This is a genomic window from Nonomuraea coxensis DSM 45129 (genome assembly GCF_019397265.1).
GTDB lineage: Bacteria > Actinomycetota > Actinomycetes > Streptosporangiales > Streptosporangiaceae > Nonomuraea > Nonomuraea coxensis.
In genome coordinates, this window is the sequence record NZ_CP068985.1 from 7,312,734 (window position 1) to 7,339,307 (window position 26,574).

31 protein-coding genes, 1 pseudogene and 1 riboswitch are annotated in these 26,574 nt (G+C 71.3%); of the genes and pseudogenes, 17 read left to right on the plus strand and 15 right to left on the minus strand.

What is annotated here, in order from left to right:
- Positions 1-105 precede the first annotated feature (105 nt).
- The 4 genes from tnpA to Nocox_RS34225 all read left to right on the plus strand — a co-directional run bounded on the left by tnpA (position 106) and on the right by Nocox_RS34225 (position 2,869).
- Complete coding sequence (tnpA, locus tag Nocox_RS34210) at positions 106-525, plus strand: IS200/IS605 family transposase (RefSeq protein ID WP_026213945.1); 420 nt, start codon at positions 106-108, stop codon at positions 523-525.
- Positions 518-1,702: an RNA-guided endonuclease InsQ/TnpB family protein gene (locus Nocox_RS34215; RefSeq protein WP_026213946.1), complete on the plus strand. Its 1,185-nt coding sequence runs from the start codon at positions 518-520 to the stop codon at positions 1,700-1,702. The genes tnpA and Nocox_RS34215 overlap by 8 nt, the downstream gene beginning before the upstream one ends.
- 107 nt (positions 1,703-1,809) lie before the next feature.
- The gene (locus Nocox_RS34220) at positions 1,810-2,433 is read left to right on the plus strand and encodes an MBL fold metallo-hydrolase (RefSeq protein ID WP_020541324.1); all 624 of its coding nucleotides are present in this window, start codon (positions 1,810-1,812) and stop codon (positions 2,431-2,433) included.
- A 19-nt stretch (positions 2,434-2,452) separates the two neighbouring features.
- Complete coding sequence (locus Nocox_RS34225) at positions 2,453-2,869, plus strand: nucleotide triphosphate diphosphatase NUDT15 (RefSeq protein WP_020541325.1); 417 nt, start codon at positions 2,453-2,455, stop codon at positions 2,867-2,869.
- Between the two features lie 174 nt (positions 2,870-3,043).
- Here Nocox_RS34225 and Nocox_RS34230 read toward each other — a convergent pair whose 3' ends face one another.
- Both Nocox_RS34230 and Nocox_RS34235 read right to left on the minus strand, forming a co-directional pair.
- Positions 3,044-4,258 (minus strand): aminotransferase class III-fold pyridoxal phosphate-dependent enzyme, encoded by a 1,215-nt coding sequence (locus tag Nocox_RS34230; RefSeq protein ID WP_020541326.1) that lies wholly within the window; start codon positions 4,256-4,258, stop codon positions 3,044-3,046.
- Positions 4,255-5,172, minus strand: coding sequence for a carbohydrate kinase family protein (locus Nocox_RS34235; protein WP_020541327.1), 918 nt, complete (start codon positions 5,170-5,172; stop codon positions 4,255-4,257). The genes Nocox_RS34230 and Nocox_RS34235 overlap by 4 nt, the downstream gene beginning before the upstream one ends.
- Positions 5,173-5,218: 46 nt before the next feature.
- Here Nocox_RS34235 and Nocox_RS34240 point away from each other — a divergent pair, with 46 nt between their 5' ends.
- On the plus strand, positions 5,219-5,812 hold the full coding sequence (locus Nocox_RS34240; protein ID WP_020541328.1) for a TetR/AcrR family transcriptional regulator: 594 nt from the start codon (positions 5,219-5,221) through the stop codon (positions 5,810-5,812).
- A 47-nt stretch (positions 5,813-5,859) separates the two neighbouring features.
- Positions 5,860-6,495, plus strand: a complete 636-nt coding sequence (locus Nocox_RS34245) for a class II aldolase/adducin family protein (protein ID WP_020541329.1) — start codon at positions 5,860-5,862, stop codon at positions 6,493-6,495.
- Here Nocox_RS34245 and Nocox_RS34250 read toward each other — a convergent pair.
- Positions 6,464-8,065, minus strand: a complete 1,602-nt coding sequence (locus Nocox_RS34250; protein WP_020541330.1) for a DUF885 domain-containing protein — start codon at positions 8,063-8,065, stop codon at positions 6,464-6,466. The two genes, Nocox_RS34245 and Nocox_RS34250, sit on opposite strands and share 32 nt — an antisense overlap.
- 22 nt (positions 8,066-8,087) lie before the next feature.
- Between Nocox_RS34250 and Nocox_RS34255 the strand changes: the two genes are divergently transcribed.
- On the plus strand, positions 8,088-9,302 hold the full coding sequence (locus Nocox_RS34255) for a DUF4032 domain-containing protein (protein ID WP_020541331.1): 1,215 nt from the start codon (positions 8,088-8,090) through the stop codon (positions 9,300-9,302).
- Here the strand turns inward: Nocox_RS34255 and Nocox_RS34260 are convergent.
- Positions 9,296-9,901: an NAD(P)-dependent oxidoreductase gene (locus Nocox_RS34260; protein WP_020541332.1), complete on the minus strand. Its 606-nt coding sequence runs from the start codon at positions 9,899-9,901 to the stop codon at positions 9,296-9,298. The two genes, Nocox_RS34255 and Nocox_RS34260, sit on opposite strands and share 7 nt — an antisense overlap.
- A 129-nt stretch (positions 9,902-10,030) precedes the next feature.
- On the opposite strand from Nocox_RS34260, the gene Nocox_RS34265 reads away from it, so the two are divergent.
- From Nocox_RS34265 to Nocox_RS34285, 5 genes are all read left to right on the plus strand, one after another.
- Entirely contained in the window at positions 10,031-10,306 is a 276-nt protein-coding gene (locus Nocox_RS34265) for a winged helix-turn-helix transcriptional regulator (protein ID WP_020541333.1), read from the plus strand.
- Positions 10,307-10,443: 137 nt separating this feature from the next.
- The gene (locus Nocox_RS34270) at positions 10,444-10,818 is read left to right on the plus strand and encodes a roadblock/LC7 domain-containing protein (protein WP_020541334.1); all 375 of its coding nucleotides are present in this window, start codon (positions 10,444-10,446) and stop codon (positions 10,816-10,818) included.
- 3 nt (positions 10,819-10,821) lie between these two features.
- Positions 10,822-11,664, plus strand: coding sequence for a hypothetical protein (locus tag Nocox_RS34275; protein ID WP_020541335.1), 843 nt, complete (start codon positions 10,822-10,824; stop codon positions 11,662-11,664).
- 29 nt (positions 11,665-11,693) lie between these two features.
- On the plus strand, positions 11,694-12,068 hold the full coding sequence (locus Nocox_RS34280; RefSeq protein WP_020541336.1) for a roadblock/LC7 domain-containing protein: 375 nt from the start codon (positions 11,694-11,696) through the stop codon (positions 12,066-12,068).
- Positions 12,069-12,096: 28 nt separating this feature from the next.
- The gene (locus tag Nocox_RS34285; RefSeq protein ID WP_020541337.1) at positions 12,097-12,468 is read left to right on the plus strand and encodes a hypothetical protein; all 372 of its coding nucleotides are present in this window, start codon (positions 12,097-12,099) and stop codon (positions 12,466-12,468) included.
- A 50-nt stretch (positions 12,469-12,518) separates the two neighbouring features.
- On the opposite strand, the gene Nocox_RS34290 is transcribed toward Nocox_RS34285, so the two are convergent.
- The 3 genes from Nocox_RS34290 to Nocox_RS34300 form a co-directional block, all read right to left on the minus strand.
- Positions 12,519-13,364: an alpha/beta fold hydrolase gene (locus Nocox_RS34290; protein ID WP_020541338.1), complete on the minus strand. Its 846-nt coding sequence runs from the start codon at positions 13,362-13,364 to the stop codon at positions 12,519-12,521.
- A 62-nt stretch (positions 13,365-13,426) separates the two neighbouring features.
- Positions 13,427-14,296, minus strand: coding sequence for a hypothetical protein (locus tag Nocox_RS43435; protein WP_020541339.1), 870 nt, complete (start codon positions 14,294-14,296; stop codon positions 13,427-13,429).
- A gap of 207 nt (positions 14,297-14,503) precedes the next feature.
- Positions 14,504-14,639, minus strand: a riboswitch (cyclic di-AMP (ydaO/yuaA leader).
- Positions 14,640-14,786: 147 nt separating this feature from the next.
- On the minus strand, positions 14,787-14,987 hold the full coding sequence (locus tag Nocox_RS34300) for a DUF5302 domain-containing protein (RefSeq protein ID WP_026213948.1): 201 nt from the start codon (positions 14,985-14,987) through the stop codon (positions 14,787-14,789).
- Between the two features lie 161 nt (positions 14,988-15,148).
- Between Nocox_RS34300 and Nocox_RS34305 the strand changes: the two genes are divergently transcribed.
- Complete coding sequence (locus Nocox_RS34305; RefSeq protein WP_020541341.1) at positions 15,149-16,144, plus strand: rod shape-determining protein; 996 nt, start codon at positions 15,149-15,151, stop codon at positions 16,142-16,144.
- Between the two features lie 49 nt (positions 16,145-16,193).
- A complete protein-coding gene (locus tag Nocox_RS34310; protein ID WP_157382838.1) occupies positions 16,194-16,676 on the plus strand; it encodes a hypothetical protein in 483 nt (160 codons plus the stop codon).
- Positions 16,677-16,689: 13 nt separating this feature from the next.
- On the opposite strand, the gene Nocox_RS34315 is transcribed toward Nocox_RS34310, so the two are convergent.
- From Nocox_RS34315 to Nocox_RS34330, 4 genes are all read right to left on the minus strand, one after another.
- Positions 16,690-17,865 carry an ABC transporter permease gene (locus Nocox_RS34315; RefSeq protein WP_020541343.1) on the minus strand — a complete coding sequence of 392 codons (1,176 nt, stop codon included), beginning with the start codon at positions 17,863-17,865 and terminating at the stop codon, positions 16,690-16,692.
- Between the two features lie 107 nt (positions 17,866-17,972).
- Entirely contained in the window at positions 17,973-18,695 is a 723-nt protein-coding gene (locus Nocox_RS34320; protein ID WP_020541344.1) for an ABC transporter ATP-binding protein, read from the minus strand.
- The gene (locus tag Nocox_RS34325) at positions 18,692-19,840 is read right to left on the minus strand and encodes a peptidoglycan-binding protein (RefSeq protein ID WP_020541345.1); all 1,149 of its coding nucleotides are present in this window, start codon (positions 19,838-19,840) and stop codon (positions 18,692-18,694) included. The genes Nocox_RS34320 and Nocox_RS34325 overlap by 4 nt, the downstream gene beginning before the upstream one ends.
- Positions 19,837-20,361: a hypothetical protein gene (locus Nocox_RS34330; protein WP_020541346.1), complete on the minus strand. Its 525-nt coding sequence runs from the start codon at positions 20,359-20,361 to the stop codon at positions 19,837-19,839. Before Nocox_RS34330 ends, Nocox_RS34325 begins: the two co-directional genes overlap by 4 nt.
- Positions 20,362-20,534: 173 nt before the next feature.
- Between Nocox_RS34330 and Nocox_RS34335 the strand changes: the two genes are divergently transcribed.
- The 3 genes from Nocox_RS34335 to Nocox_RS34345 all read left to right on the plus strand — a co-directional run bounded on the left by Nocox_RS34335 (position 20,535) and on the right by Nocox_RS34345 (position 23,018).
- A complete protein-coding gene (locus tag Nocox_RS34335; RefSeq protein WP_020541347.1) occupies positions 20,535-21,191 on the plus strand; it encodes a response regulator transcription factor in 657 nt (218 codons plus the stop codon).
- Positions 21,188-22,396, plus strand: a complete 1,209-nt coding sequence (locus Nocox_RS34340; RefSeq protein ID WP_020541348.1) for a sensor histidine kinase — start codon at positions 21,188-21,190, stop codon at positions 22,394-22,396. Before Nocox_RS34335 ends, Nocox_RS34340 begins: the two co-directional genes overlap by 4 nt.
- Positions 22,397-22,568: 172 nt before the next feature.
- A complete protein-coding gene (locus Nocox_RS34345; protein WP_020541349.1) occupies positions 22,569-23,018 on the plus strand; it encodes a hypothetical protein in 450 nt (149 codons plus the stop codon).
- 37 nt (positions 23,019-23,055) lie between these two features.
- On the opposite strand, the pseudogene Nocox_RS44275 reads toward Nocox_RS34345, so the two are convergent.
- The 4 genes and pseudogenes from Nocox_RS44275 to Nocox_RS34360 all read right to left on the minus strand — a co-directional run.
- A pseudogene (locus Nocox_RS44275) lies at positions 23,056-23,211 on the minus strand (IS701 family transposase); the annotation flags it as partial.
- A gap of 307 nt (positions 23,212-23,518) precedes the next feature.
- Positions 23,519-23,836: a hypothetical protein gene (locus Nocox_RS34350; RefSeq protein ID WP_211212543.1), complete on the minus strand. Its 318-nt coding sequence runs from the start codon at positions 23,834-23,836 to the stop codon at positions 23,519-23,521.
- A gap of 222 nt (positions 23,837-24,058) precedes the next feature.
- Positions 24,059-24,823: a transposase family protein gene (locus Nocox_RS34355; protein ID WP_219495520.1), complete on the minus strand. Its 765-nt coding sequence runs from the start codon at positions 24,821-24,823 to the stop codon at positions 24,059-24,061.
- Positions 24,824-25,050: 227 nt separating this feature from the next.
- Entirely contained in the window at positions 25,051-26,460 is a 1,410-nt protein-coding gene (locus Nocox_RS34360; protein ID WP_026214456.1) for an AAA family ATPase, read from the minus strand.
- Positions 26,461-26,574 lie beyond the last annotated feature (114 nt).

A 26,574-nucleotide genomic window follows, 5' to 3' on the forward strand; every position in this document is an offset into this window, starting at 1 on the left:
ACGGGAGGGCCGCCAAGGCCCGAGCGTGCAGTGACCCGCCAGATTCGGGCATCAGAGATCTCCGTTCGTCGCGCGTTAGATGGGCAGCACTGTTATAATGATCGTGTGACTCGTCAGGTGCGCACCTCCCCCGGTGCGGCGTATGACCTCGGGTACCACGTGGTGTGGTGCCCGAAGTACCGCCGCCCGGTCCTCGGCGGCCGGGTGAAGACCCGCCTGGAGGAACTGATCCGCGCCAAGGCCGACGAGCACGGGTGGGAGATCGTGGCGCTTGAGGTGATGCCCGACCACGTGCACCTGTTCGTCAAGCCCCACCCGAAGAACTCGCCGTCGTACGTGGCCAACCAGTTCAAGGGCTTCACCTCCCACCACCTGCGCGCCGAGTTCGGCCACCTGCGTTCCCAGTTGCCCACGCTGTGGTCGCGGTCCTACTTCGTGGCCACGGTCGGCGCGGTGTCGGCCGAGACGGTGCAGCGCTATATCGAGACACAGTACGAGCGGCCCACAGGCGGTGACCGTGCGTAGGTCGTTCAAGTTCCTGCTGCGCCCCACGGTCAAGCAGGCCGCCGCGCTCGCGGCATGCCTGGAGGACCACCGCACGCTGTACAACGCCGCGCTGGAGCACCGCCGCACCGCCTACGCCAAGGCGGGCGTGAGCATCCGCTACGGCGACCAGTCGGCCGACCTCAAGCACATCCGCGCCGACGACGCGGGCGGGCAGGACCGATGGTCGTTCTCCTCCCAGCAGGCCACGCTGCGCCGCCTGGACAAGGCGTTCCGCGCGTTCTTCGACCGCGTCAAGGCCGGTCGCACGCCGGGCTTTCCCCGCTTCAAAGGCCGGGGCTGGTTCGACACCGTGGAGTGGCCGAAAGACGGCGACGGCTGCCGGTGGGACTCCCAGCCCGAGCACCCGTCCGCCACGTTCGTGCGGTTGCAGGGCGTCGGCCACGTCCGCGTCCACCAGCACCGGCCGGTGAAAGGCCAGGTGAAGACGATCAGCATCAAGCGGGAGAGCCGCCGCTGGTTCGTCGTCCTGTCGTGCGACGACGTACCCGCCGAACCTCTCCCCGCGACCGGCGCGGTCGCGGGGATCGACATGGGCGTCGCCTCGCTGGTCACCACCTCCGGCGGTGATCACCTGGCGAACCCGCGCCACCTCGCTGCCACCGCTGACCGCCTCTCGGACGCGCAGCGTGACCTCGCCCGCAAGAAACGCGGCTCCAAACGCCGCCGCAAGGCCGTCGCCCGCGTCGCCGCGCTCCACGCCAAGGTCCGCCGTCAGCGCCTCGATCATGCGCACAAGGCCGCGCTCGCCCTGGTGGCCGCCTACGACGTGATCGTGCACGAGGACCTGCGAATCGCGAACATGACCCGCTCGGCGTCCGGCACGATCGACGCACCCGGCCGGAACGTCGCCGCCAAGTCCGGCCTGAACCGGAGCATTCTCGACGCGGGTTGGGGGGTGTTCCTTGCGGTCCTCGCGCACAAGGCTGAAAGCGCCGGTCGAGAGCTGATCGCGGTGAACCCCGCCAACACCTCCCGCACATGCGCCCGCTGTGGGCACGTGGCGAAGGAGAACCGCCTCACCCAAGCCGTGTTCGCCTGTACGGCGTGCGGGCACGCCGCGCACGCCGACGTGAACGCGGCGATCAACATCTTGAGGGCAGGGCTTGCCCTTCGTGAGGCTGCGCAAGCGGCTTAGCGAGAAGCCGCTCCCTTCAGGGAGCGGAGGAGTCACGAGGTCACCTTATTCCAGGCCCCTCGCGACGGGTCCTTGCCGGGGACGGTTCCCGGCCGCAGAGTAGTTCCATGATCGAGGAGTACGCGGACCGCGTCTGGCGCGGCGAGTCGGACGACAGCATCGTGGACGTACGGGCATGGAGCCGCGCGCCGCTGACCACCGCGTTCTACTCGCACGGGCACATCGACCACGTCTTCGGGCTGGGGCCGTTCGAGGAGTCGGGGCCGCGCGCCACCGTCCACGCCCACGAGGCCGTCGGCGACCGCTTCCGGCGCTACGTGCTCACCAACGGCTACAACGCGGTGATCAACCAGCGCCAGTTCCAGGCGGACGGCCTGCGCTGGCCGACGGAGTACCGCCATCCCGACGTGACCTACCGCGACGCCCTGACCGTCCGGCGGGCCGGGCTGACCTTCGAGCTCACCCACGCCAAGGGCGAGACCGACGACGCCACGATCGGCTACGTCCCGGAGCACCGGCTGCTGCTCCCAGGCGACCTGTTCATCTGGGTGACGCCCAACTGCGGCAACCCGCAGAAGGTGCAGCGCTACCCGCGCGAGTGGGTGCACGCCCTGCACCGCATGGCCGCCATGGACGCCGAGATCATGCTGCCCAGCCACGGCGCGCCGGTCTTCGGCATGGCGAGGGGCGTCTTCGCCCGGGCCGCCGCGGAGTCCAGGAAACGGTCCTGAGCCGTTACGGTGATGTCCCGTGGAACGGATCATCGGCGTCGGCGTCGTGCTCACCGCGCCCGGCGGGCGCGTCCTGCTGGGCGAGCGGGTCAAAGCGGGCGAGCCGCCGTCGTGGTGCCTGCCGGGCGGGGCGGTGGAGCCCGGCGAGGGGTTCGAGGCGGCCGCCGCGCGCGAGCTGCGCGAGGAGACCGGGCTGTCCGACACGGGGCCGCCCCGGGTCACCGCCGTGGTGCTCGACCATCCCGGCGAGGGAGTGGTGCGGGTGACCGCCGCGGTGACCATGGAGCTGCGGTCGGGCGAACCCGTGGTCACCGAGCCGCACGTGTTCCGGTCGTGGCGCTGGTTCGCCGCCGGCGACCTGCCGTCACCGCTGTTCCCGGCGACGGCGCGGGTGCTCGGCGGTCACGGCGGAGGCCACTACCGCGTCACCGGCTGAACCCCGGCGCCCCCGGTCCAGGCCGGGCAGGGCCGGGGCCGGGGCCGGGGCCGGGGCCGGGGCCGGGGCCGGGCAGGGCTGGGGCCGGGGCCGGGGCCGGGGCCGGGGCCGGGCAGGGCTGGGGCCGGGGCCGGGCAGGGCCGGGGCCGGGTGACGCGCCGGGGCCGGGCCGGGTCAGCCGAAGTGGGCGCGGGTCTCGGCGAAGGCCAGGTCGGTGCCTTCGAGCGCCTTGGCGACGTCCTCCTCGGTGTGGGCCGCCGACATGAACCAGTTGTGCCACGGGTGCAGGTAGACGCCGTGGCGCAGGCAGGCGTCGCTCCAGTGCATGGCCACGGACAGGTCGGCGTCGCCGTCGAAGCTGAGCCACGGGATCGTCACGGGACCGGTCTGGTTGACGACGAAGCCGTGCGCCTTCGCCTGGGCGTACAGGCCCTCGCGGAGCTGGGCGCCCGCGCGTTCCATGGCGGCGATGGCGTCGGTGTCGCGCAGGGTCTCGATGGTGGCCTTGGCCGCCGCCATCGCGACCGCCGAGAACCAGAACGAGCCGGTCGAGTACAACGTCTGGGCCGCGCCGCGCAGCGCGTCGGTGCCGGTGACGGCGGCGATCGGGTAGCCGTTGGCCATCGCCTTGGACCAGGCCGTGAGGTCGGGGCGCACCCCGTACGGCTCCCAGGAGCCCCGCAGGTCGATCCGGAAGCCGGCGCGCACGTCGTCGATCACCAGCGCGGCGCCGATCCGGTCGGCGAGGGCGCGGGCGCCGCGCGCGAAGGCCGGCTCGACCAGCTCCTGGTCCTCGAACGAGTCGTGCTTGAACGGCGTCACGATGATCGCCGCCACGTCCCCCTCGACGGTGGCCGCGGCGGCCTCCAGCGACTCCAGCGAGTTGTACGCGAACTCCACCAGGTCGGCCCGCTCGTTCGGCGTGGTGCCCGCCGTGGAGGGCGTGCACCAGGGGTCGGCCCCGTGGTAGGCGCCGTGCGCCATCAGCACCTTGGTCCGGCCGGTGGCGGCCCGCGCGACCATGAGGGCCTGGGTGGTGGCGTCGGTGCCGTTCTTGGAGAACATCGCCCAGTCGGCGCTCGGGATCAGGTCCACGAGCAGCTCGGCCAGCTCCACCATGATCGGGCCGGGGCCGTTGAGGCAGTCGCCGAGCGCGGCCTGGCGGGCGGCGGCCTCCTCCACGCGCGGATGCCGGTGGCCGAGCACGACCGGGCCCCAGCTGCACATGAAGTCGATGTACTCGCGCCCGTTCACGTCCCACTGGCGGCAGCCCTCGCCGCGTTCGAAGAACTGGGGGAAGCCGGGGGCGAACAGGGCCGCGTTGAGGTGGCCGTACATGCCGCCGGGGACGACTTTGGCGGCCCGTGCGCGGAGGTCGGCGTCGTTCATGCGAGCATCCTCAGGGTCGAGTCGAGATCGGTGAGGCCGGCGTCGGAGCCGAGCCCGGTGGCGACGCGGGCGGCGGCGGCCGTGCCCCAGCGGGCGGCGGCGAGGACGTCCTCGCCGTGGAGCAGGCCGGTCAGGAAACCGGCGCAGTAGGCGTCGCCGCACCCGGTGGTGTCGACGACGTCGGTCTTGAGCGCCGGCACCCGTTCGGCCGCGTCGCCGGTGACGACGAGGCTGCCCTCCTCGCCGAGGGTGACGAGCACGCCGCGCGGGCCGTCGGCGAGCAGCGCGCGGGCCGCCTCCTCGGCGTCCGCGGCCCCGGTCATGAGCCGGGCCTGGGACTCGTTGGGCAGGACGTAGTCCACGTGCGGGAGGAAGGCCCGCGCCATCCCGAGCAGGTCGGGCATCTCCGACAGCAGGTCCATCGTGACGACCGCGCCGCCGGCGCGGATCTCGTCCAGGAGGGCGAAGAAGCCCGGGTCGCCGAGCCCGAACGTGACGTCCATGCCGCCGAGGTGGACGCCCCGGGCGCGGCGCAGCACGCCGGCGTCGAGGTCGGCGGGGACGACGGAGAGGTTCGCGCCGGGCACGTGGAAGCTGGGCCGCCCGCCGTCCGGCCTGATCGGCAGGATCGAGGCGGCGGTCGCCTCCCCCGTCCTGCGCCGCAGGCAGGAGGTGTCGACGCCGTGCTTGGCGAGCACCATGAGGAGGAAGTCGGCGAGCTCGTCGTCGCCGACCGCGCCCATGGTGATCACGTCGTTGCCCAGTTTGACCAGATCCACGGCGGTGCCGGCGGCCGCGCCGGCGGCGGTCAGGCGGATCTGGTCGACCAGCACGGTGTCCTGGCCCTCGGGGATGTGCTCGACGGGCCTGGCGAGAATGTCGACGATGTGGACGCCGACGGTGACGACGGTCATAGTCTAAATAGACAGACGTCCGAATAAAACGTCAAGGGGAGGTTCGATGCCGAAGATCGTCGATCACGACGAGCGCAGGCGAGAGGTGCTGTCGGCGGCCCGCCGGGTGATCGTCAGGGACGGCATCGACGCCGCGACCACCCGAGCCATCGCCAAGGAGGCCGGCTACTCCAACGGCGTGCTCGCCCACTACTTCGCCGACAAGGACGAGATCCTGCTGTCGGCGCTGCGCCAGTCGCACCAGCGCATCCGCGAGCGGCTGACCGGCAAGGTGGAGGGCGCGAGCGGCCTCGCCGCGCTGCGCGAGCTGCTGCTGGACAACCTGCCGCTGGACGCCGAGCGCACCCAGGAGTCGCGGCTGGAGGTCAGCTTCTGGAGCCGCAGCCTCGCCTCCGAGCGGCTGGCCGGGGTGCAGCGGGCGGAGGCGGGCGAGCTGCGCGCCGCCGTCCGCGAGCTGCTGGGCCAGGCGCGGGCGGCCGGCGAGCTGCGCGGCGACCATCCCGACGACGGCCTCGACGACCTGGCCGAGCACCTGCTCGCCCTCGTGGACGGGCTCAGCCTGCACCTGCTGCTCTACCCGGACCGGCTGACCCGGGTGGACGTCGAACGGCTGATGCTGCGCGCGCTCGACCGCCTGTGACCGCCCGTCATTGCTCGTATTCGGACGACCGACTAGATTGCGCCCTCATGGACCCTCGCGAACAGCTCTGCGCGTACGGCCGCCGCGCCGTCGAGCTCGGCCTGGTCATCGGCACGTCCGGCAACCTCAGCGTGCGCGACGGCGACCTCGTCGCGGTCACCCCGTCCGGCGTGGCGCTCGACCGGCTCACGCCCGAGATGTGCCCGCTGGTCGACGTCGAGGGCTACCTGGTGGAGGGCGAGCTGCAGCCCTCCAGCGAGACGCCCATGCACCTGGCGATCTACGCGAGCACGGAGGCGCGGGCCGTGGTCCACACGCACTCGGTGTTCGGCACGGTCGTGGCCACGACGATGACCGAGCTGCCGCCGGTGCACTACAACGCGCTGCTGCTCGGCGGCGTGGTCAAGGTCGCCCCTTACGCCACGTACGGCACCGGCGAGCTGGCCGCCAACGTGCGGGAGGCGCTGGCGGGCAAGCAGGCCGCGCTGCTCGCCAACCACGGCGGGGTGACCATCGGGCCCGGCCTGGAGCAGGCGTTCGAGGCCACCCGGCTGCTGGAGTGGCTGTGCGAGGTCTACGTCAGGGGGCTGGGCGTCGGACGGCCGGCCGTCCTCACGGACGAGCAGCTGGCCGCCGTGGTCGAACGGGCGCTCAACCCCCCGTCGTTCCCCCGGCGCGGCTGACGGCCAGCGCCGCCTTCTCGGCCAGCCCCAGCGGCAGGCCGCCGGAGCCGGCGATGCGGTCGTGGAACTCCTTGAGCGAGCCCTGGAACGACTGCCGGATCCGGTCGATCTCGATGGCCCCCGTCAGGTACGAGGGCGCCTGGGTGGGCCAGGCGCAGTAGCGGCTGACCTCCCCCTGGGCGGTGCCCGGCGACAGCGACGCCTTCGTGGCCATGAACGTCTCGGCCTCCTCGACCGACATGTCCTCGCAGTGCAGCGCGGTGTCGACGACGATCCGGGCGGCGCGGAAGATCCGGCAGTCCAGGTGGGCCAGCTCGGTGGCGGGGGTGTCGAAGTAGCCCTGCTCGTGCAGGAGCTTCTCGACGTACAGGGCCCAGCCCTCGCTGAAGTAGGGGGTGCGGAAGACCTTCCTGACCGTGCGCGGGTTGCCCGCCATGTACGACAGGTGCCAGTGGTGGCCGGGGTACGCCTCGTGGACGGCGATCGAGGGCATCTGGGCCCGCGAGTTGGTCCGCAGCCGCTGGCGCACCTGCTCCTCGGTGAAGTCGTCCGGCGTGTACGGCACGAAGAACACGCCGGTGCGCGAGCCGGCCAGCGGCGGCGGCGACAGGTAGTGGGCGACGGCGAGGACGGGCCGGGTGTACTCGGCGGACGGCAGCACCTGGCACTCCTCGCCGTCGGCGAAGGTGACCAGGTCGCGCTCGGCGACGAAGGCGCGGGCGCGCAGGGTCTCGGCCTCGTACTCGGCCCGCATGTCGGCGAGGGTGGGCGGATGGTCGTCCATCAGGGACTCCATGGCCGCCCGCCAGTCCTCGCCGCCGCTCACCCGGACGGCGACCTCGCGCATCCTGGCGTCCAGCTCGGCCCAGGCGGCCTTACCCTTCTCGTGCAGTTCGGCGGCGCCGTAGCCGAGGAGCTCGCGCTCGCGCAGCAGGGTGGAGTAGAGCTTCTCCCCCATGCGCCAGGTGCCGCCGCACGTGAAGCCCTCCAGGAAGGTCACGAGCTCGTCGAAGGCGCGGGCGGCGGGCTCGGCTGCCTCGGCCAGCTTCGCGCGCAGCCCTTCGTCCCCGACCATGCCGGGGATGGTGCGGGTGAGGAAGTTGCGGCCGGTGCGGGCCTGGCCGAGACCGCGCTGGACGAGCAGCGGCGCGGCGAGGCCGGGGTCGAGGTTGGCGCGGCAGGCGGCGAGCACGCCGGGCACCTCGGCCAGCCGGGCGATGGCGGCGGCGACCAGCTCGGGCTCGGGCTGGAGCCGCCGCTGGAACGGGGTGTACATCGCGCCGAAGACCGGCGAGAGGTAGACGGCCGGGTCGCGGCGCCACTCGGGCCAGGACGACGCGATCGCGATCGAGCCTCTGAGCTGGGAGAGGACGAGATCCCTGTCGATCTCGTCGTCGAGGGAGGCGGTGGGGAGGGCCTGCAGCCGCTCGGCCCAGCGGGCCTCCTCGCGCTCGCGGGCGGCCCAGCCGGCGGCCGTGAAGTCGCCCAGGGTGTGATCGTAGCCCTCGGCTCCCAGCAGGCTGGCGAGCACAGGACGGTCGGAAAAGTACCACTTGAGAAACTCGTCCACCGGTGCACCTTATCCTGATCGAATGCCCCTCCAGATCACTGGCGCGCTCGGCGAACCCGACCTGCTCCGCCTCCCGTGGGACGTCCCCCTGGAAGACTGGCCGCAGCACCATCTGGTGGATCTGCCGCGCGGCATCTCCCGGCACATCGTGCGCTTCGCCCGGCTCTCCGGCAAGGTGTACGCGATCAAGGAGATCAGCGAGCGCTACGCCAGGCGGGAATACCAGCTCCTATGGGGCCTGGCCAGGCTCGACGCGCCGTCGGTCGAGCCGGTCGCGTACGTCACCGGCCGGGACGACGGCCTGGACGCCGCGCTGATCACCCGGCACCTGCAGTTCTCGCTCCCCTACCGGGCCGTCATGTCGGGCACCCTGCGCCCCGACACGCTCACCCGCCTGCTGGACGCCCTGGCCGTGCTGCTGGTGCGGCTGCACCTCAACGGCTTCTACTGGGGCGACTGCTCACTGTCCAACACGCTCTTCCGCCGGGACGCGGGCGCGTTCGCGGCCTACCTGGTGGACGCCGAGACCGGCGAGCTGCACCCGATGATCAGCGAGGGCCAGCGGCTGACCGACATCGACATGGCCCACACGAACATCTTCGGCGAGATGCTGGACCTGGAGGCCGGCGGGCTGCTGCACCCGTCGATCGACCCCATGGAGACCGCCGAGGACATCGTGGCCCGCTACCACCGCCTCTGGGCCGAGCTCAACGAGAGCGAGATCATCGAGGAGCTGGACTGGCACCGCGTGGAGCAGCGCGTCCGGCGGCTCAACCTGCTCGGCTTCGACGTGGCCGAGATGATGGTGCGGCGCAAGGTCGGCACCGGCCGGCTCATCGTCCGGCCCAAGGTCGTGGACGCCGGGCACCACCAGCGGCGGCTGCTCAGGCTGACCGGCCTCGACGTCGAGGAGAACCAGGCCAGGCGGCTGCTCAACGACCTCGACGGTTTCCGGATGGCGAAGGGCCTGCGGCACGAGGACGAGGCCATCGTGGCGCACCGGTGGCTGGCCGAGGTGTTCAACCCGACGGTGGACGCGATCCCGGCCGGGCTGCGCGGCAAGCTGGAGGCCGCGCAGATCTTCCACGAGATCCTCGACCACCGCTGGTTTCTGTCCGAGCAGGCGGGCGCCGACGTCGGGCTCGCCACGGCCGTGAAGTCGTACGTGGACAACGTGCTCGTGCACAAGCCCGACGAGAAGGCGCTGCTCCCGGACGAACCGACCGGTGATCAGTAGGCCACCGTGATGCGGGTGCGCGGGTGGGCGCCGCGTTCCAGCTCGTCGGCGACGGCGACCGCGTAGTCCTCGGCCGTGATGAAGCTGCGGCCGTCGGGGTCGGCGAGCAGGTCGTCGCGCCCGATGCGGTAGACGCCGGTGCGCTCGCCCGGCGCGATCTCGGCGGCCGGCGAGATGTAGGTCCAGTCGAGGTCGCCGGCCTGCCGGAAGAGGCCGAGGGCCAGCCGCCCGGCCAGCGCCTCCTTCTTGTAGACCTCGGGGAAGCCGGGCGTGTCGACCAGGTCGTCGCCCGAGGGCGTCTTGAGGCTGCCCGCGCCGCCGACGGCGATCAGCCGCCGGGTGCCGGCCTCGCGGGCGCCGTCGATGGCCGCGCGGTTGGCCTCCACGAACGGGCCCTCGGGGTCGCTGCCGTCGCGCGGCGGCGAGATGGCGAGCACGATCGCGTCGTGCCCCTTGGCGAGGGTGGCGGTGTCGCGGGCGTCGCCCTTGACCGGGCCGCCCGAGCGGCTCACGCCGGTGACCTCGTGACCGCGGCGGGTCAGCTCCGCGACGATGCGCTGCCCGATCATGCCGGTCGAGCCGATGACAAGGATCTTCATGGGGTCAACAGTATCCGTTGGATACTGGTTACTTCATCGTGCTATAAGTACCTTGTGGATACCGGTGATGTATTCGACCCACAATGCCCGACCCGTGTGGTTCTGGATCGTATTGGCGATAAATGGTCCATGCTGGTGCTGCTCAGCCTCCGCGACGGGCCGATGCGCTTCACCCAGTTACGCACCCGGATCGGCGGCGTCACGCCGAAGGTGCTCACCCAGACCCTGCGTGCCATGGAGCAGGACGGGCTGCTGACGCGGGAGGTGTTCGCCGAGGTGCCGCCGCGGGTGGAGTACACGCTGACCGACCTCGGGCTCTCGCTGCACGGGCCGCTGTCGGTGGTGGCCGAATGGGCCGAGAGGAACGTCGCGGAGATCCTGCGGTGCCGCGAGAAATTCTCGTGAATCAAACAATTATCTGCATCGGTGTTGTTTTTCTCCGCCATCGCCGTACAAAACATTAACTCCAGCGACTGATCACGCTTCGCGGCGGTTCCGTACCTCTACGCTGTCTCCGTCCCACCGATGGCGAGGGAGGTCACGTGCTCGGAATCGACACCTGCCTGGCGGAGGTCATGGCCATACCAGGCGCGCTGGACGCCATGCTGGTCGACCACACCAGTGGCATGGCCGTGGCCTTCAGCCAGGACTCCGGCGTCGAGGCCGACCGCTCCGCCGCCGCGCTCACCGAGGCGCTGCGCGCCACCTCCGACGGGCTCGCGCGCACCTGCCCGGGCGACGTCGTCCGCATCGACGACATGCTGGTCACCACGGACAAGGGCCACCATCTGCTCCGGCTGATGGAGACCGTCTTCGAGGGGCCGCTCGTCATCTACGTACGCCTCGACCTGGAGCGAGCCAACCTCGCCCTGGCCCGGCACCGTCTCCAGTCCATCGCCGGCCGTCTGACGACGTGAGCCATGACCAAGCTGGACTCCCTCCTCGCCGGGCTCGCACGGGAGCGTTCGACCGGCGCGCTGCGGGTCGGCCGGAGCGGCACGATCTTCCTGTCGGACGGGCGCGTGACGTACATGGAGTGCGCCCAGACCCCGAGTCTGGAGCGGCTGCTCACCGCCAGGGGACGGATGTCGGAGGCGGCCCTGCGGGGCATGCAGTCCGACGGCGGCTGCGCCCGGCTGCTGCGGGAGGGCCCGATCACCCAGGGAGAGCTCCAGTACGCCGTGCTCGGCGTGGTGCTCGACGCGGCCTTCTTCCTGCTGCCGATGAGCGGGACGCGGCCGAAGTTCCGTCCCGGCGAGGAGCACTGGCTGGGCGGGCAGTGGTTCTTCGACGTGGCGGGGCTCGTGCGCGAGTGCGCCAGGCGGCGGGCCCAGCTCGCCGGGATCTGGCCCTCGGCCGACGTCGACACCAGCCCCGTGCGCCCGGCCACCGCCCTGGCCGGGCACGCGGTGACGCTCGACCGCGTCCAGTGGGAGGTGCTCGTCCAGGCCGACCGGCGGGCCACCCCGCTGGAGCTGGCCAGGCAGATCGGGCGGCCGGGCTACTCGGTGCTGCTGGCCGTGCGCCGGCTGGCCGCCGCGGGCCTGCTGTGCCCGCCGGACCCGCCGGACCCGCCGGAGCCGGAGGACCCGCTGTCCGCCGGCGACGAGCGGACGCTGCCCAGGCGGGCCCGCGGCGAGCTGCCGCGCCCGCCCCACCGTCCGGAGGCCCCGAGGCCGTCCGCCGGACCGTCCGTCACGGGGGACCCGACCGATATAGCGCTGCTGTTGCGGCTGAAGAAAGCGCTAGAGGAGCTGTCGTGAGGTTTCCCTCACTCAGGAGGAGGCCACGGGTGGAGCTGAAGCACGAGGTCCTGGAGGAGATGAGGCTCCTGCGCGAGCGCACGCCGGACGTGCGCGGGAGCGTCGCCTGCACCGTGGACGGCCTGCAGGTGGCCTGCGACCTGCCCGACGAGATCGGCGAGCAGGCGGCGGCCCTGGCGGCGGCCCTGCTCGCCATGAGCAGGCGCATGCTGATCATGACGCAGCACGGCGCCTTCGAGGAGACGCTGATCTCCGGCACCGCCGGCTTCGTGGCCTTCTACGCGGCCGGCCCCACCGTCGTCCTCACAGTCCTGGCCGGACCCGGCGCGAACGTCGGGCTCCTGCGGCTGGAGGGCAGGAAGACGGCCGCCGCCGTGGCGGCCGTCGCACCGCAGAAGCAGTGAACCCGAACCTGGCAGAGAAGGAGGAGTCATGGCGGGCATGGACGTCTCTCTCAAGGAGATGATGACGATCGACGGCGCGGTCGGCGCGGCGGTCGTCGACTACGGCAGCGGCATGGCGCTGGGCACCCTCGGCGGATCGAAGGACCTGGACCTCCAGGTCGCCGCCGCGGGGAACACCGAGGTCGTCAAGGCGAAGCTGCGCACGATGGACTCGCTGGGTCTCAAGGACAGCATCGAGGACATCCTCATCACCCTCGGAGGCCAGTACCACATCATCCGCCCGATCACCGGACGCGGCGGCAAGGGGCTGTTCCTCTACCTCGCCCTCGACCGCGCCCGGGCCAACCTGGCGATGTCCCGGCACCAGCTCCGCGGCATCGAGGAGAAGCTGGAGGTCTGAGCACCGCGCGGCCCGCGCCCTCCGTGCGGGGGGCGCGGGCCGCGGCGCGTTCAGGCGGTGGTGTGCTTGGTGATCTCGGCGACGATGTCGGGCCAGAGCGCGCGCGGCAGGTCGTGCCCCATCCCCGGGTACGTCACCAGGCGAGCCCCCGGGACGGCCGCCGCGGTGGCCTCGCCGCCCGCCAGGGGGACGAGCTGGTCGGCCTCGCCGTGCAGCACCAGGGTGGGCACGGTCAGCCGGCCGAGCGCCTCGACCCGGCTGCCGGACGCCATGATGGCGGCGAGCTGCCGGCCGGTGCCCGCCGGGTCGAAGCAGCGGTCGTAGGCCAGTCCCGCGAGGGTGGTGATGCGCTCGTGGTCCAGCTCGTAGCCGGGCGAGCCGATCATTGTCCAGGTGCGTACGGCCTGCTCCAGCACGCCGTCGCGGTCGGCGGCCGGCCGGGCCATGAGGATCGCGGCGGCCTCCGCCGTCGGCGGCGCGATCTCAGGGCCGGGGGTGGACATGATCGAGGTGAGGGTCAGCACGCGCTCCGGACGGCGGATGGCCAGCGTCTGGGCGATCATGCCGCCCATCGAGGCGCCCACCACGTGGGCCCGCGGCCAGCCGAGGGCGTCCATGAGGCCGGCGGTGTCCTCGGCCATGTCGTCCAGCAGGTACGGCGGAGCCGTGCCCGCGCCGGGCACCCCCGCCCCACCGACGTGCGTGGACAGCCCCGCGTCGCGGTTGTCGAACCGGACCACGTGGTGTCCCTGCTCGGCCAGGAGCTCACAGAGCCCTTCGTCCCAGTGGATGAGCTGGGCGCCGAGGCCCATGATGAGGAGCAGCGGGCGGCCTCCGGGGTCGCCGAAGCTCTCGTAGGCGATGTCGATGCCGTTGGCGGTTACGCGGGTCGTCACCGGACCAGAATCTCATTCTGGTCCGGTGACGTAAAGCGTTCTGAGCGGATGCCGGCGCCGGCTCAGGCGCCGCGCTTGAGCAGGCGCCGGAGGCGGTTACCGCCCAGCACCACGGCCCCGCCTCCCAGGGCCAGGGCGGCCCAGAGCAGGGCGCCGCCCACGCCGGTGCCCGCCTGCGCGGACTCGCCCTGGCGGACGGTCCCGGCCTGGCCGGCCGCGAGCTGGACGGCCGCGCCACCGGCGGAACCGCCGGCCACGCCCTGCGCCGGCGTCTCTGACTGGCCCGCCTTCTCCTGCACGGCCTTCGCCGCGCTCTGCGTGCCGGTCTTCGTCCTGACCTTCGCCGGCTGCGCGGTCCCGGTCGTCGCCGGCTTCTCCTCGGCCAGGACCTTCGGGGGCTCGGCCGGGTTGTTGTCACGCCGCGACCAGGCGCCGGTGGAGAAGGGGACCGGGTGGTTCTTCTTGCCGACCCCGGGGCCCCACTTGGTGATGACGTAGTCGACCTTGATGTGGCCCTGGCCGCCGATGCCGTCCACGCCCAGCGTGGCGGAGTTGAACCGGCCGCCGGTCAGCTCGGCGAAGGTCTTGGCGTCCAGGTCGAGCATGATGCCCCGGTTGGAGGGCACGCCTGGGCCGCGGTCGCCCACGAAGAAGGGCATCTTCTTGCCCTTGTACATCACGTAGCCCTCGGTCAGCAGGGGCCAGCTCGGGCTGGCGGCCAGCCCTTTCTGCATCGGCTTGCCGCTGGCCGGCAGGCCGGTGTCCCCGGCCCTGCCGGAGCCGTCGTCCCAGAAGTAGGAGGCGGTGGTCGAGCCTTTGAGCAGGATCTTCTCGTCGGTGTCAGCGTGGGCGGGGGCGGAGACGGCGGTGAGCGCGCCGAACGAGCAGGCGGCGAGCACGGCGCAGGAGCGCAGGCCGAAATAAGCAGACATGGAGCAGTGAGGTCCTTTGCGAGGGACAGGGACACGCGCTCAGGGGAGAAGGGCGCAGCCAGGGGAGAACACCTGACGGGGGAGGCTGCGCGGAGCGCGGAGGAGCCTGGACGAAGAGCCGCTCAGCGGGCGGCCGGCACTACGCTGTCGGGAATCTCGGCCGGTGGGGATCCGGTGTCCGGGGGTGTGACGCGGTACGACATGCGGGGGTCCTCTCCATCACGCCTACCGGGTTAGCTGACGGGTTCGGACGAGGAGATGCCCTACCGGCGTGCTGCCGGATTCACCCCAACGGACTGGGTCCCCGGTTCCCGAGAGGTTCGGGATTCGGCTGGTTGAATGGGCCACACTTAACCACGCACACAGGGACGAAAGCAAACGAATCGTCACGAATCGGACAAAAGATCTACCTGGCCGCCGGGCAAAGAAAAGGGAGGGCGCGGAATAACCGCGCCCTCCCTGGGCTACCGGACCTGCCGGACCTGCTGACTCAGCCGCCGCTCTTGCGCCTGAAGGATCGCTTGTTCGCGGCCGGGCCGTGCGTACCGTGGATCTTCGACGGATCGCCGCCCCTGCCACCCGCGCCGCCGGCCGCGTGCTGGCCACGCTTGCGCTCAAGCGCCTCGCGGAACTTGCGCTTCATCTCGTCCTCGGGAGTTTCGCTGACTTCCGGCTCCGGTGATTCCGCCATTGAGGACCTCCATGGTGTTGGGACACCCCCAGCTTCGCACGGTGTCCCTTACGACGCGAAACCGGTCCGTCAGGTAAAGGGGTACCGCTCGGTTCCTGGTGTTGCGTTGGGGTACGAGCGGATACAAATCCCGACATGATGGACAAATCGCCTGGACAGGCATGAGTGTCCTCGGCCTGGACCTGGCCGTGGATCTGGGGGCCGCGCGCACGCGGATCTACGCCAAGCGCAGGGGCATCGTCCTGGACGAGCCCTCCGCCGTCGTCCGCGACGCCAGGACAGGCAAGATCGTGGAGTACGGCGCGGAGGCCGACCCCACGAGCGGCCACGAGACCTGCCGGCCCGTCAGCGCGGGCCTGCCGGGCGACGGCGAGCTGACCCGGCGGCTGGTCAGGCACTTCCTGCGCAAGGTGCACCGGCGGCCCTTCGCGGCCCGTCCGCGCCTGGTCATGGCGTTGCCGGAGGGCGCCACGTCCATCGACAAGGCGGCCCTTCGGGACGTCGCCTACGACGCCGAGGCCCGCGGGCTCATGCTCGTCCCGCACGGGCTCGCGGCGGCGCTGGGCGCGGGCGTGCAGGTACGCGACGGCACCGGGCGGATGGTCATCGACATCGGGCAGGACGTGGCCCGCGTGGCCGTCCTGTCCCACGGCGCGGTGGTGGCCGCGGCCACGGTGCCCGTCGGCGGCCGGGCCATGAACCTCGCCATCGCCCGTCTCGTCGAGCGCGAGCACGGGCTGCTGCTCGACGAGGCCGAGGCGGAGGACGCCAAACGCCGGGCCGGCACCGACTGGAAGCCGCTGCAGCGGCACGTGACCGTCCAGGGACGGGACGCCGAGACCGGCCAGGAGCGGGCCGTGTCGCTGCCCGTCCAGCTCATCTACGAGGCGACGAGGCAGCCGGTCGAGGCCATCGTGCGGGCCGCCGTCGGGACCGTCGAAGGGTGCCCGCCCGAGCTGGTGGCCGACCTCGGGGAGCGGGGCGCGGTGCTGGTGGGGGGCGGCGCGCTGCTGCGCGGCCTGGGCCGGCGGCTGCGCGCGGAGCTGTGCATGCCGGTGCGGCGGGCCGAGCGCCCGCTCTACTCGGTGGCGCTCGGGCTCGGCCGCTGCGTGGAGGACCAGCGCCTGGTCAACCGGCTCAAGGCGATCATTCACTGAGTCCGTCCGCCCCTGCCGGAGGAGCGGGGCCTCCGGTAGTGTCCGGATCATGCGTACCCGCCGATACGCTGCCTCCGTGGCGCTCGCCTGCGCCGCGGCGATCACCGCGTGCGCGGCGGGCCGGAGCCTCCCCACGCTCGACGAGGCCATCAGCCGGCTCACCGCTGACGCCGACCTCCTCCTCCTCGACTCCTCCGACCTGCACCGCTCCGCGCCGCAGCAGGTCGAGGACGGCTCCTGCGTCCCCGGCGAGGTACGCGGGTGGCTGCTGGCCGAGAGCGAGCGGGTGGACGCCTCCTCCGGCCTCCAGGAGAGACTCCAGGCCCTCGGGTACGACAAGATCGCCGACGACCTGGACCTGCGCGACGGCCGCCGGGACGTGGCGGTGCTGCGCGACCCCAGGACGTTGCTGACCTTCGAGCTGACGGTCGCCCGCGGCCCCCGCCCTGGCGTCCGCCTGGTCGGCAAGACCTCCTGTTACGCGGCCTCCGCCCGGCCCGCGGCTCCCAGGGAGACGCCCGGCGGGCCGTGACGGAGGCCGCGCCTCACGGGGTGGAGAGAGCCTCGGTCGGCGAGAGGCGCGCGGCCCGTACGGCCGGGTAGAGGCCCGCCACCGCGCCGATCGCCAGCGTCGCGGCGAGGCCGCCCGCCGTCGCCCACGCGGGCACCACCGGGGGCCAGCCGCTGTAGCGCGCGTACCCCACGGTCACCGCCGTGCCCAGCAGGACGCCGCCGGCCCCGCCGAGCAGCGACAGGAGCAGCGACTCCGCCAGGAACTGCGTGCGGATCTGCCCCCTGGTCGCCCCCAGCGAGCGGCGCAGGCCGATCTCGGCCCGGCGCTCAAGCACCGAGATGACCATCGTGTTGGCCACGCCGACCCCGCCCACCAGCAGCGCCACCGCGCCCACGCCCAGCAGGAGGCCGGCGAAGGCCTGACCGGTGGCCTGCTTGGCGGCCAGCGCGTCGGACGGGCGGGAGATGTCCACCTCGTTCGGCGCCTCCGGGTTGGCGGTGCCGGCCAGGACGTCGCGGACCGCCTCCAGAGCGGCCTCCTCGGCGCGGGTGTAGAGGGTCGTCGGATGCCCGTCGAAGCCCAGCCGCTCCTCGGCGGCCGGCCAGCCGACCAGCACGCCGTTGTCGAGGTCGGGCGCGAGGGCGACCGGGTTCAGCACACCGACCACGGTGAAACGCACGCCGCCGACGACGACCTGCGTGTCCGGGCCGGCCGCGCCGACGCCGAGCCGCCGCGCCGCCGCCGCGCCGAGCACGGCGGCCGGATGGCGTTCGGTGGCCGCGTTGAGCCAGACGCCGTCGCGCAGGGTCGCGCCGAGGGTGGCGGGGAGGTCGAGGCGGGCGGCGTACGCGCTGAGCCCGCCGGTCTGGGCCTCCGGGATGCGTTCCGTACGGTAGACCTTCGCCTCGGGGATCTTGCCGACGGCCGAGACCGCCTCCACCGGGCCGACCCGTTCGATCATGGCCTCGGACTCCACCGGCATCCGCGCCGCCTCCCCCATCAGCGTGGATCCGGAGGAGACGGTGAGCAGGTTGGTGCCGAGGGCGGAGAGCGTCCGGTCGAGCTCGGCGCCCGAGGAGGACGAGAGCCCGACCACGCTCACCATGGCCGCGATCCCGATGGCGATGCCCAGCGCGGACAGGAACGCCCGCAGCGGGCGCGTGCGCAGGCCCACCGCGCCCACGCGCACGACGTCCGCCGGCCGCATCCTGGCGGGCACCGGCCACGCCCTCTCCCGCGCCGGCCGCGCCCGTGCCGGCGCCGGTGCCGGCGCCGGCGCCGGGGCCGGGGCCGGGCGGGGAGGCTCGGCGGCGCTCATCGCGGCACCCGCCCCTCCGCCCTCAGGGCCGCCGTCAGGGCCGCCGCCGTGGAGTCGGCGACGATCCGGCCGTCGCGCATGCTCACCTGCCGGGGCAGGCCGCCCGCCACCTCGCGGTCGTGCGTGATGATCACGATGGTCGTGCCGGCCGCGTTCAGCTCGTGCAGCAGGTCCATCACGCCCGCGCCCGACACCGAGTCCAGCGCGCCGGTCGGCTCGTCGGCCAGCAGCAGCGGCGGCTCGCCGGCCACCGCGCGGGCGATGGCGACCCGCTGGCGCTCCCCGCCGGACAACTCGTGCGGCTCGTGGTCCATGCGGTGCCCCAGCCCTACGCGCTCCAGCGCCTCGGCGGCCCTGCGGCGGCGTTCCGAGCGGCGCAGGCCCGTGTAGACGAGCCCGTCGGCCACGTTGTCCAGCGCCGGGACCCGCGCGGCCAGGTGGAAGTGCTGGAAGACGAAGCCGATCGTGGTCGCGCGCAGCGCCGAGAGCCGGCCGTCGGAGAGCTCCGCCACGTCGTGGCCGTCGAGGTGGACGGCGCCGGAGGTCGGCCGGTCGAGCGTGCCGACGACGTTGAGCAGCGTCGACTTGCCCGACCCGGACGGGCCGACGACCGCGACCAGCTCGCCGTGCTCGACGCGCAGCGACACCGAGCGCAGCGCCGTCACCCCGCCGGGGTAGGCGCGGGACACCTCCGTCAGGGCGATCATCGGGTACGTCATCGCGGCATCCCCACCGTCATGCCCTCGCGCAGCCCCTCGCCCTCGACCTCGACCCGGCCGCCGGAGAAGAGCCCGGTCTCGACGGCCACGTACCGGGCCGTGCCGCCCTCGACGACCTGCACCCCGAACCCGCCCTCCCGCAGCGCGACCAACGCCGCGACCGGCACGGTGAGCACGTTCTCGCGCCGCGAGGCCGTGAAGGTCACGTCCACCGCCGCCCGGTCCAGGCCCTTCGCCGCCTTGGCGGCCTTCGCGGACCCGAGGGAGACCAGGGCCTCGACCCGCGTCCCGGGGTCGGCCCCCTGGCCATCGCCGGGCTCGATGACGGTGGCGACCTCGGTGACCCGGCCCGGCACGGTCGTGCCGTCCGGCAGCGTCACCTGGACCTTCGCGCCCTTGCGCGCGATCCGCTGGTCCTCGGCGTCCAGCTCGGCGGTGACGACCTTGGACGTCCCCGTGTAGGTCAGCACCCTCTGGCCCGGCCGGGCCGGCTCGCCCTCCTCGGACTCCAGGCTCTCCACCCGCACCTTCCCCGGCGCGAACACGACCCGCCCCAGCTCCACCACGCCCGTCTCCTCCAGGCCGCGGTCGGCCTGCCACTCCCTGACGGCCGCGGCCGTGCCGTAGGTGTACTCGTCGTCCACGGTGAAGCCGTCGTAGCCGAGCGCGCGCAGGTTGCGCTCCAGGTCGCGGACGTCGCCGCCCTCCGTGCCGATCCGCAGGTCGCGGTAGGCGGGCGTGTCGCCGTACATGAGGGTCACGGGCTCGTCGTCCACGCGGTAGAGCGAGCGGCCCCGGGTGATCTGCCGGCCGCTCGCGGGCAGCCAGGTGATGGTGCCCGGCCTCCTCGCCAGGGCGCCGGTGACCGGGCCGTAGCCGAGCTCGCCGTCGGCGTCCATCGTGTCGTCCAGGGTCTGCCTGGCGACCGTGGTGGTGGCCGGGGGCAGGATCGCGGCCGTACGGGCCGGGCCGGCCCCGTCCGCGAGCAGGCCGGCGCCGTTGACCGCGACGAAGGCTCCGCCCGTGGCGGCCAGCACGACCAGCAGCCCGGCGGCCACCCGGCCGCGCCGCCGGGCACGGCGCGGCGGCCCGTCGCCCGGCCCGCTCCTCCTCCCGTCCTTGCCGTCGAGGGCGATCATGCTCATCCCAGGCCCCCCATGCCGGCCTCGCCCATCTCCTTCTGGCACTTCTCCTGGGCGGACTTGAAGTCGGGGTCCTCGCCGACGTCGCGGGTGATGCGCATCATGCCGCCGTCGGGGTCCGGGTACTTCTCGACGCCGTTGTCCCGCATGCACTGCGCCACCTTGCGCAGCGCCTCGGCGCGCTTGGGGTCGCCGCCGCCCTCGGCCCGGCCGGCCGGTGCCCACTGCTTGCACTCCTGCTCGGCCTGCTCCACCTTCTCCTTCGGCGTGCCGGGGCCGATCCTCATCGTGACGCCCTTGCCGGGCTCGGGGTCGGGCATGTCGATGCCGTGCTCGCGCATGCACTGGGCGTACTTGATGCCCTTGTCCTGCGGATCGGCGCTCGGCGTCGCGCCGGCGCCGGTCCGGGCGCCGGTGACCGACGCCACCCCGGAGCCGCCGCCGTCGGCGGCGGCGCAGCCGGTCAGGAGCAGGGCGAACGCGACGGGCGCGGCGGCCAGGGCGCTGCGGACTCGTCCTCGCATGAGTGGTCTCCCCCATCTGGTTGGTACGACATGTGGTCGTTCGAAGGGAGATGCAATAGGCCGGGCTGTTTCCTCCGCGTTTCCTGGCATCCGGCTCCGGCGCTTACCTCCGCCGAACGCCGTCTCAGCCACACTCGGCTCTGTAGGCGACGGAAAGGGCCGGAGAACGAGCCATGCGGGTGCTGGTGGTTGAGGACGAGCACGTGCTCGCCGACGCGATAGCCGAGTGGCTGCGGGAGGAGACGCACGCGGTCGACCTGGCGCACGACGGCGAGGCGGCGCTCGAACGCCTCGCGGTCAACGACTACGACGTGGTCGTGCTGGACCGCGACCTGCCGCGCGTGCACGGCGACGACGTGTGCAAGGAGCTGGTGGCCTCCGACTCGGCCGCGCGGGTGCTCATGCTGACCGCCGCGGCCCAGCTCGACGACCGGGTGACGGGACTGTCCATCGGGGCCGACGACTACCTGCCGAAGCCGTTCGCCTTCCCCGAGCTGGCCGCGCGGGTGCTGGCCCTCGGGCGGCGGTCGCGGCCCGCCGCGCCGCCCGTGCTGCGGCGGGCCGGGATCACGCTCGACCCGGCGCGCCGCGAGGTGTTCAGGGACGGGAGGTTCGTGCCGCTGGCGCGGAAGGAGTTCGCGGTGCTCGCCGAACTGCTGCGGGCGCAGGGCGGCGTGGTCTCGGCCGAGCACCTGCTGGAGAAGGCGTGGGACGAGCACGCCGACCCGTTCACCGGCGCGGTCCGGCTCACCGTGCTCAAGCTGCGCCGCAAGCTCGCCGGCCCGCCCGTGATCGAGACCGTGCAGGGAGTGGGGTACCGGATCGGATGACCGGACGCTGGAGGCCGCGCGGGCCGCGCACGCTGCGGCTGCGGCTCACCCTCGGGTACGGCGCGATCTTCCTGGTGGCCGGGCTGGCCCTGCTCGGGGTCACGTACGTGCTGTTCGAGCAGCAGCTCACGCGGTCGTTCGAGGACCGGTTCACCGCCCCGCCAGGCATGAACAAGCAGTTCTTCATCGCCGAGGGCGACATGCGGCTCACCGGGGACGCGGCCGTCGAGTGGCTGCGGCGGCAGGAGCTGGAGTTGCGCGGGGCCGCAGGCACCTCGCTGCTCGCGCAGGGCGTGCTCGCGCTGACCGTGGTCGGCGGGGCGGCGGTCGCGTTCGGCTGGGTGGTGGCCGGGCGGATGCTGGCGCCGCTGCACCGCGTCACCGACACCGCCCGCCGGATCGCCGCCGCCCCGATGGCCGAGCGCGGGCTGCACGAGCGGATCGCGCTGGAGGGCCCGGCGGACGAGGTCAAGCAGCTCGCCGACACCTTCGACACGATGGTCGAGCGGCTGGACCACTCCTTCGACGGGCAGCGCAGGTTCGTCGCGAACGCCTCCCACGAGCTGCGCACGCCGCTCACGCTCAACCGGGCGCTGGTCGAGCTGGCCATGCACCGGCGTACGGCCTCGCCGGACGTCAAGGAGCTGGGCGAGAGCCTGCTGGAGATCAACGCCCGGCACGAACGCCTCATCTCGGGCCTGCTGCTGCTGGCCCGCTCGGAGCAGGAGATCGCCGACCGCTCGCCGGTGGACCTCGCCGACGTGGTGGCGCACGTGGTGCGGCAGACGGCCGGCGACGCCGCCGAGGCCAAGGTCACCGTGGACGAGGTGGCCGGCCAGGCGCCCGTCACCGGGGACGCCCTGCTCCTCGAACGGCTCGTGCACAACCTGGTCGAGAACGGCATCCGGCACAACCTGGACGACGGGAGCGGATGGGTGCGGGTGGTGAGCCGCACCGTGGACGGCGACAGCGTCGAGGTGGAGGTCGCCAACACCGGGCCCGACGTGCCGCCGTACGACGTGCCGCCGCTCTTCAAGCCCTTCCACCGGCACGGCGCCGAGCGGGTGGTCACGGCGCGGAGCGCGGGGCTCGGGCTGTCGATCGTGCGCTCGATCGCGGTGGCGCACGGCGGCGACGTGAGCGCCCGCCCCCGCGAGGACGGCGGCCTCGTCGTCACCGCCACCCTCCCCCGCGCCCGCCACTGACCGGGGTATCGGGTCGAGGGGGCCTGACCGCCCTGGAGTTCAAGGTGTTCGCCGACGACGGCAGGTCTTCGCGGTCTAGCGGACCGTTCGCTCAACAGGCGCTCCACAGGTCCTCAACATCGGCCTGGCTACCTTCGCGGTGTCCAGTACGACGAGCACCAAGGAGAACGCGATGCGAACGCTCAACACGATGGTCCTCGGTGCCGCGGTCGCCGCCGCGGCGCTGACCGCGGGCGCCCCCGCGCAGGCCGCCGCTCAGACCTCCCCCGCCACCGTCGCCACGGCCGCCGCGGCGGCCGACTCGGCGGCGGCGGCGTCCTGCCGCCAGGTGCGCGTGTACCGCCCGGAGATGCGCAAGGGACACGTGGCCGCGACCGGCTGGGCGATCGGCTGCTCCCGCAACCAGGAAATCAAGATCATGCTTCAGCGCAAGCGCTGGTGGGGCTGGCAGCAGATCTCCAGCGCCTCCTGGTACGGCGCCGGCAAGAAGACGCTGTACAAGGGCTGCAAGCGGGGCACCACCTTCACCTACCGCCTGCAGGGCCAGGTCAGGTACTACGCCGGCAGCAAGTACGTCGTCCACAACGGCTACAGCCCCAAGATGCGCGCGAAGTGCCCGTGACGCGCCCGATCAGCTAGTACTCCCGGGACACATCCGATCATGGTTGGGACCTGCGCTGGTAGTGGCAGTGTCGTACGGTTGCTTGATGGCGGCGGCGCCAGTCTGACCAGTGCAGGATGTCCGTGATCGTGCGGGTCGCGGCCAAGATGAGCGCGACCAGCAACCGTCGGATCTCGGGGAGCGCCAGCTGGAGTGCCGGTGCCGGTCGGCCACCCGCGCGGCGACCTCGGCCGCGTTGACCTGGACACCGTCCAAGCGGTCTGAGGTCTACGCCATGGATCGCGGCCACCGCACGATCTTTGGTTGCCTTCACAAACTCCGGGTGATCACGCGGTGGCCGTCGCCATGTGACCCCAACTTCTCGAGATCGTCAAGTGTCACTGGAGTACAAGGCACCCGCGCGTGGTGGCCCCGCGATAAACGGGACGGTCCATGGGTCGGCGTTGGCTCTCTCGCAGTCCGTGTCCAGGCCCGCTCATATGCGATCGCAGCCGAACTTCTTATCCAGCCGCCTGCTGCAATCCTGCCAAAAGGTCCTCATTGAAGCTGTTCCAAGAAGGGACATCGCAAATAGGGCCGGCCGGATTGATTCGATCAAGTAGTTGACGGCGATGCTCGGGAAATCGCTGCCTGAACTTGGCCAACCTCCTACCTGACAAGCCGGAAGCAAGAGCTAGTTTTTCGGTCAACTCCGCTTTCGGATCTGGAATCGTCTCCACCGATTTTGGTCGAGGCAAGTTCAGGTCCATGCGTCCATTGGGGTTGCCGGCCACGACTCGCAGGTCACGCTCATCCAACAGAAGCCATGCCTCAGTCATGCGGATAGGTACGACCCCTACGTAAGGGGTGCAAGGGGTCACCGAGTGAACAGCGTCCTCAATCTCTCGTAGGCGAGCGCCTCTGCCATCCCTGTCTGCATCTCGATGGACCACTACGAGTTCGTACATTCCGCCTATTTCCGTTATGAGCTCCAGCTTGGATTTTACGGTCCTTCGTCGAGACGGCGGTAGTCCATCCATCAACGGATCAGTGAGTGCTTTTCATCCCGCCTCGCGGCGCTGAAGGACGAGGATCGCTTTGACGAGCTGACCTGCGAGGAGTGGGCAGCACCGGAGTTTGCGCAGAATACGCCAGGTCTTCAGTTGTGCATTGGCCCGTTCTCCCGGTCCGCGGAGCTTGGCGTGAGCGGCGTTGGCGGCCTTCTGGGAGGCGGGCTTGTTGCGGCCCTTGTAGGGCACGCGTACGTGCTCGCCGGCTCCGACGTAGCCCTTGTCGGCGAGGGTGATCAGGTCGGCGGCCTTGAGGCGGCGCAGGATGCCCCAGATCCGGGCGGCTTTGAGGTCGTGGACGGAGCCGGGCAGGGAGCCGGAGGTCCACAAGGGTGTGCCGTCGGGGGTGGCCAGGATTTGGATGTTCATGCCGTGCTTCTTGTGTTTGCCGGAGTAGTAGGGCCGGTCGGCGGCGACGCGGTCGATGGGGATGAGGGTGCCGTCCAGGACCAGGTAGGGGTAGCCGGCCCGCTTGGCCGCGCGTAACACCTGCTCCAGGCGGGGCGAGCGGCGGGCGAGCAGGGCGATGGCCTCATGGATGTAGCGCCAGGCGGTCGCGATGCCGACGCCGAAGCCTGCGGCGACCTCTGCCAGGGTCTCGCCTTTGCGCAGGTGGACGAGGACGAGCAGGGCTTGTTGGCCGGGGTTGAGGCGACGCCAGGGCGAGTTGATCGTCTTGCGGTGCCGGCGCAGGATGCCGGACAGATAGGACAGGGTCTGAGGTGACAACGGCAGCGCGGCGCGGTAGAACAGCAACTCGGAGCCTCTGGTCTAACGGTTGATCTTGGTCGACAACCCTTCTACCAGGGGCTCTTCTACTTGTCGATCAGACCCACTCGCGCAGCATGCCCGCGACCTGCGGCTTCAGGATGGAAAACACTCAGTGATGACCACTTGATATCCGTGCTCGATTGCGATGCGCCTGATGTGAGTGGTGATCCCGCTATCGCTGGTCCCCTCACCAAGAAAGAGAATCCGCAGGCTCACGCGATCTCCAGAGTGAGCTGAGCGCCTGGAGGGGTGGTCAAGTACGGCAGGATGTCGGCCTTGGAAACGGCCCTGGTCCTCGTGTCTCGGTTATCGCGCCAGGTATCGACCAGAGGACGGACACTCAGAGCCCTGGCCATTGTCCCGTCCGGCGCACGCCGAATATCGACTTCAGCGAAAAGGAGATCCTGCGGGTCCGCGAGTTGCACAACCGCAGGAGAATGCGTATTAACGATCACCTGTCGGAACGGATTGTCCACGCCTGGTGCTTCGTAGGGGTCCACGGCCAGATCTTGAACCAGCTGGACCATTGCATTCAAGTTGGCGGGGTGGATGCCATTTTCGGGCTCCTCCATGCACAGCAGGCCTTCAACAGAAGGATCTTCGAGGAGAACGCAAAGGGCAAGGAAGCGCAAGGTCCCCTCGGACAGGCTTCTTGCAGGCAAGGCCAGTCCACCCGACTCGACAAGTTGCACCGTGAATAGCTCACGGACGTCGTCTTGCTCGACCCGAAGTTCTCTGACGTCTATTCCTGACAAGTCAGCCAGACGACTGGCGACACGGGCATAAACTCGCTCGAAGTCCCCGTCTGTATAGGCGATGCGGAACAGAGTTCCCGCGAGGTGGCGGCCCGTCGGATCCATTTGTCGGGGATCAACATAGCGGTCTGCCGTTCGCAATGCGGAAGGCTCAAGAGCCAACCGTCGCCAGGATTGCATCTCTCGGCGCGCGGCCAGCACCGTGGGGTCATCGCTGCTTGTGACCGTGCTTACAACCGTCGCAGGGGCTCTCGATGCAGCAGCAGGCTTTGGCTGGCCCCGGCTGCCGCCATCTTGGTGGATACTGATGATCGGCTGACCGTCGGCGTCTATCGCGGTCGATATGAAGGCTGTGCCGGCTCGGCGCCCATGCAAAACCGCCTTGCGGAATTGGCCAGCATTATGCCGAAAACCAAGCTTTTCTGGAGCATCGCCAAGCTTGATGTGTCGAAGGTTTTCAGCAAGCAGGCTAAGACGTCCGATCTTCTCGATCCCGGCAGGTGGGATATAGCCGATTTCCAGCTCATAGCGAAGGAAGGTGATGGAGGGCTTTGCTGGTCGGCCGAAGTCATCCTCAACCTCGCCTGGCACGATCATCTCTGCGGCAAAGCTCATCTTATGATCAGACCGAGAGTATCCATTCCAAAAAAGATCGCGCGGATCGCCCAAGCGCTCACCGTGCACACCCCGAACCTCCTGAGCCGCCTCAATCAACGATCTGTCTGCCAGGAGGCTGAGGAACTGAATCACATCGAAGATGTTTGACTTTCCTGTGCCGTTGACGCCTGCAATGCAGGTGAAAGGGCCCAGTTCTACCTCGAAATTCAGAAGGTTCTTGAACCCGTCGACTTCCAGTTTTGTAAGCATCGCAGCCTTTCCACCTGGTCTATGGTAGCGCCGAGGGCATGGATTCGTCTGCTGTCCGCACGCCGATGGGGTCGAGTCATCTCGGCTGCGGCACCGCCGATGTGGCGCCCTGAG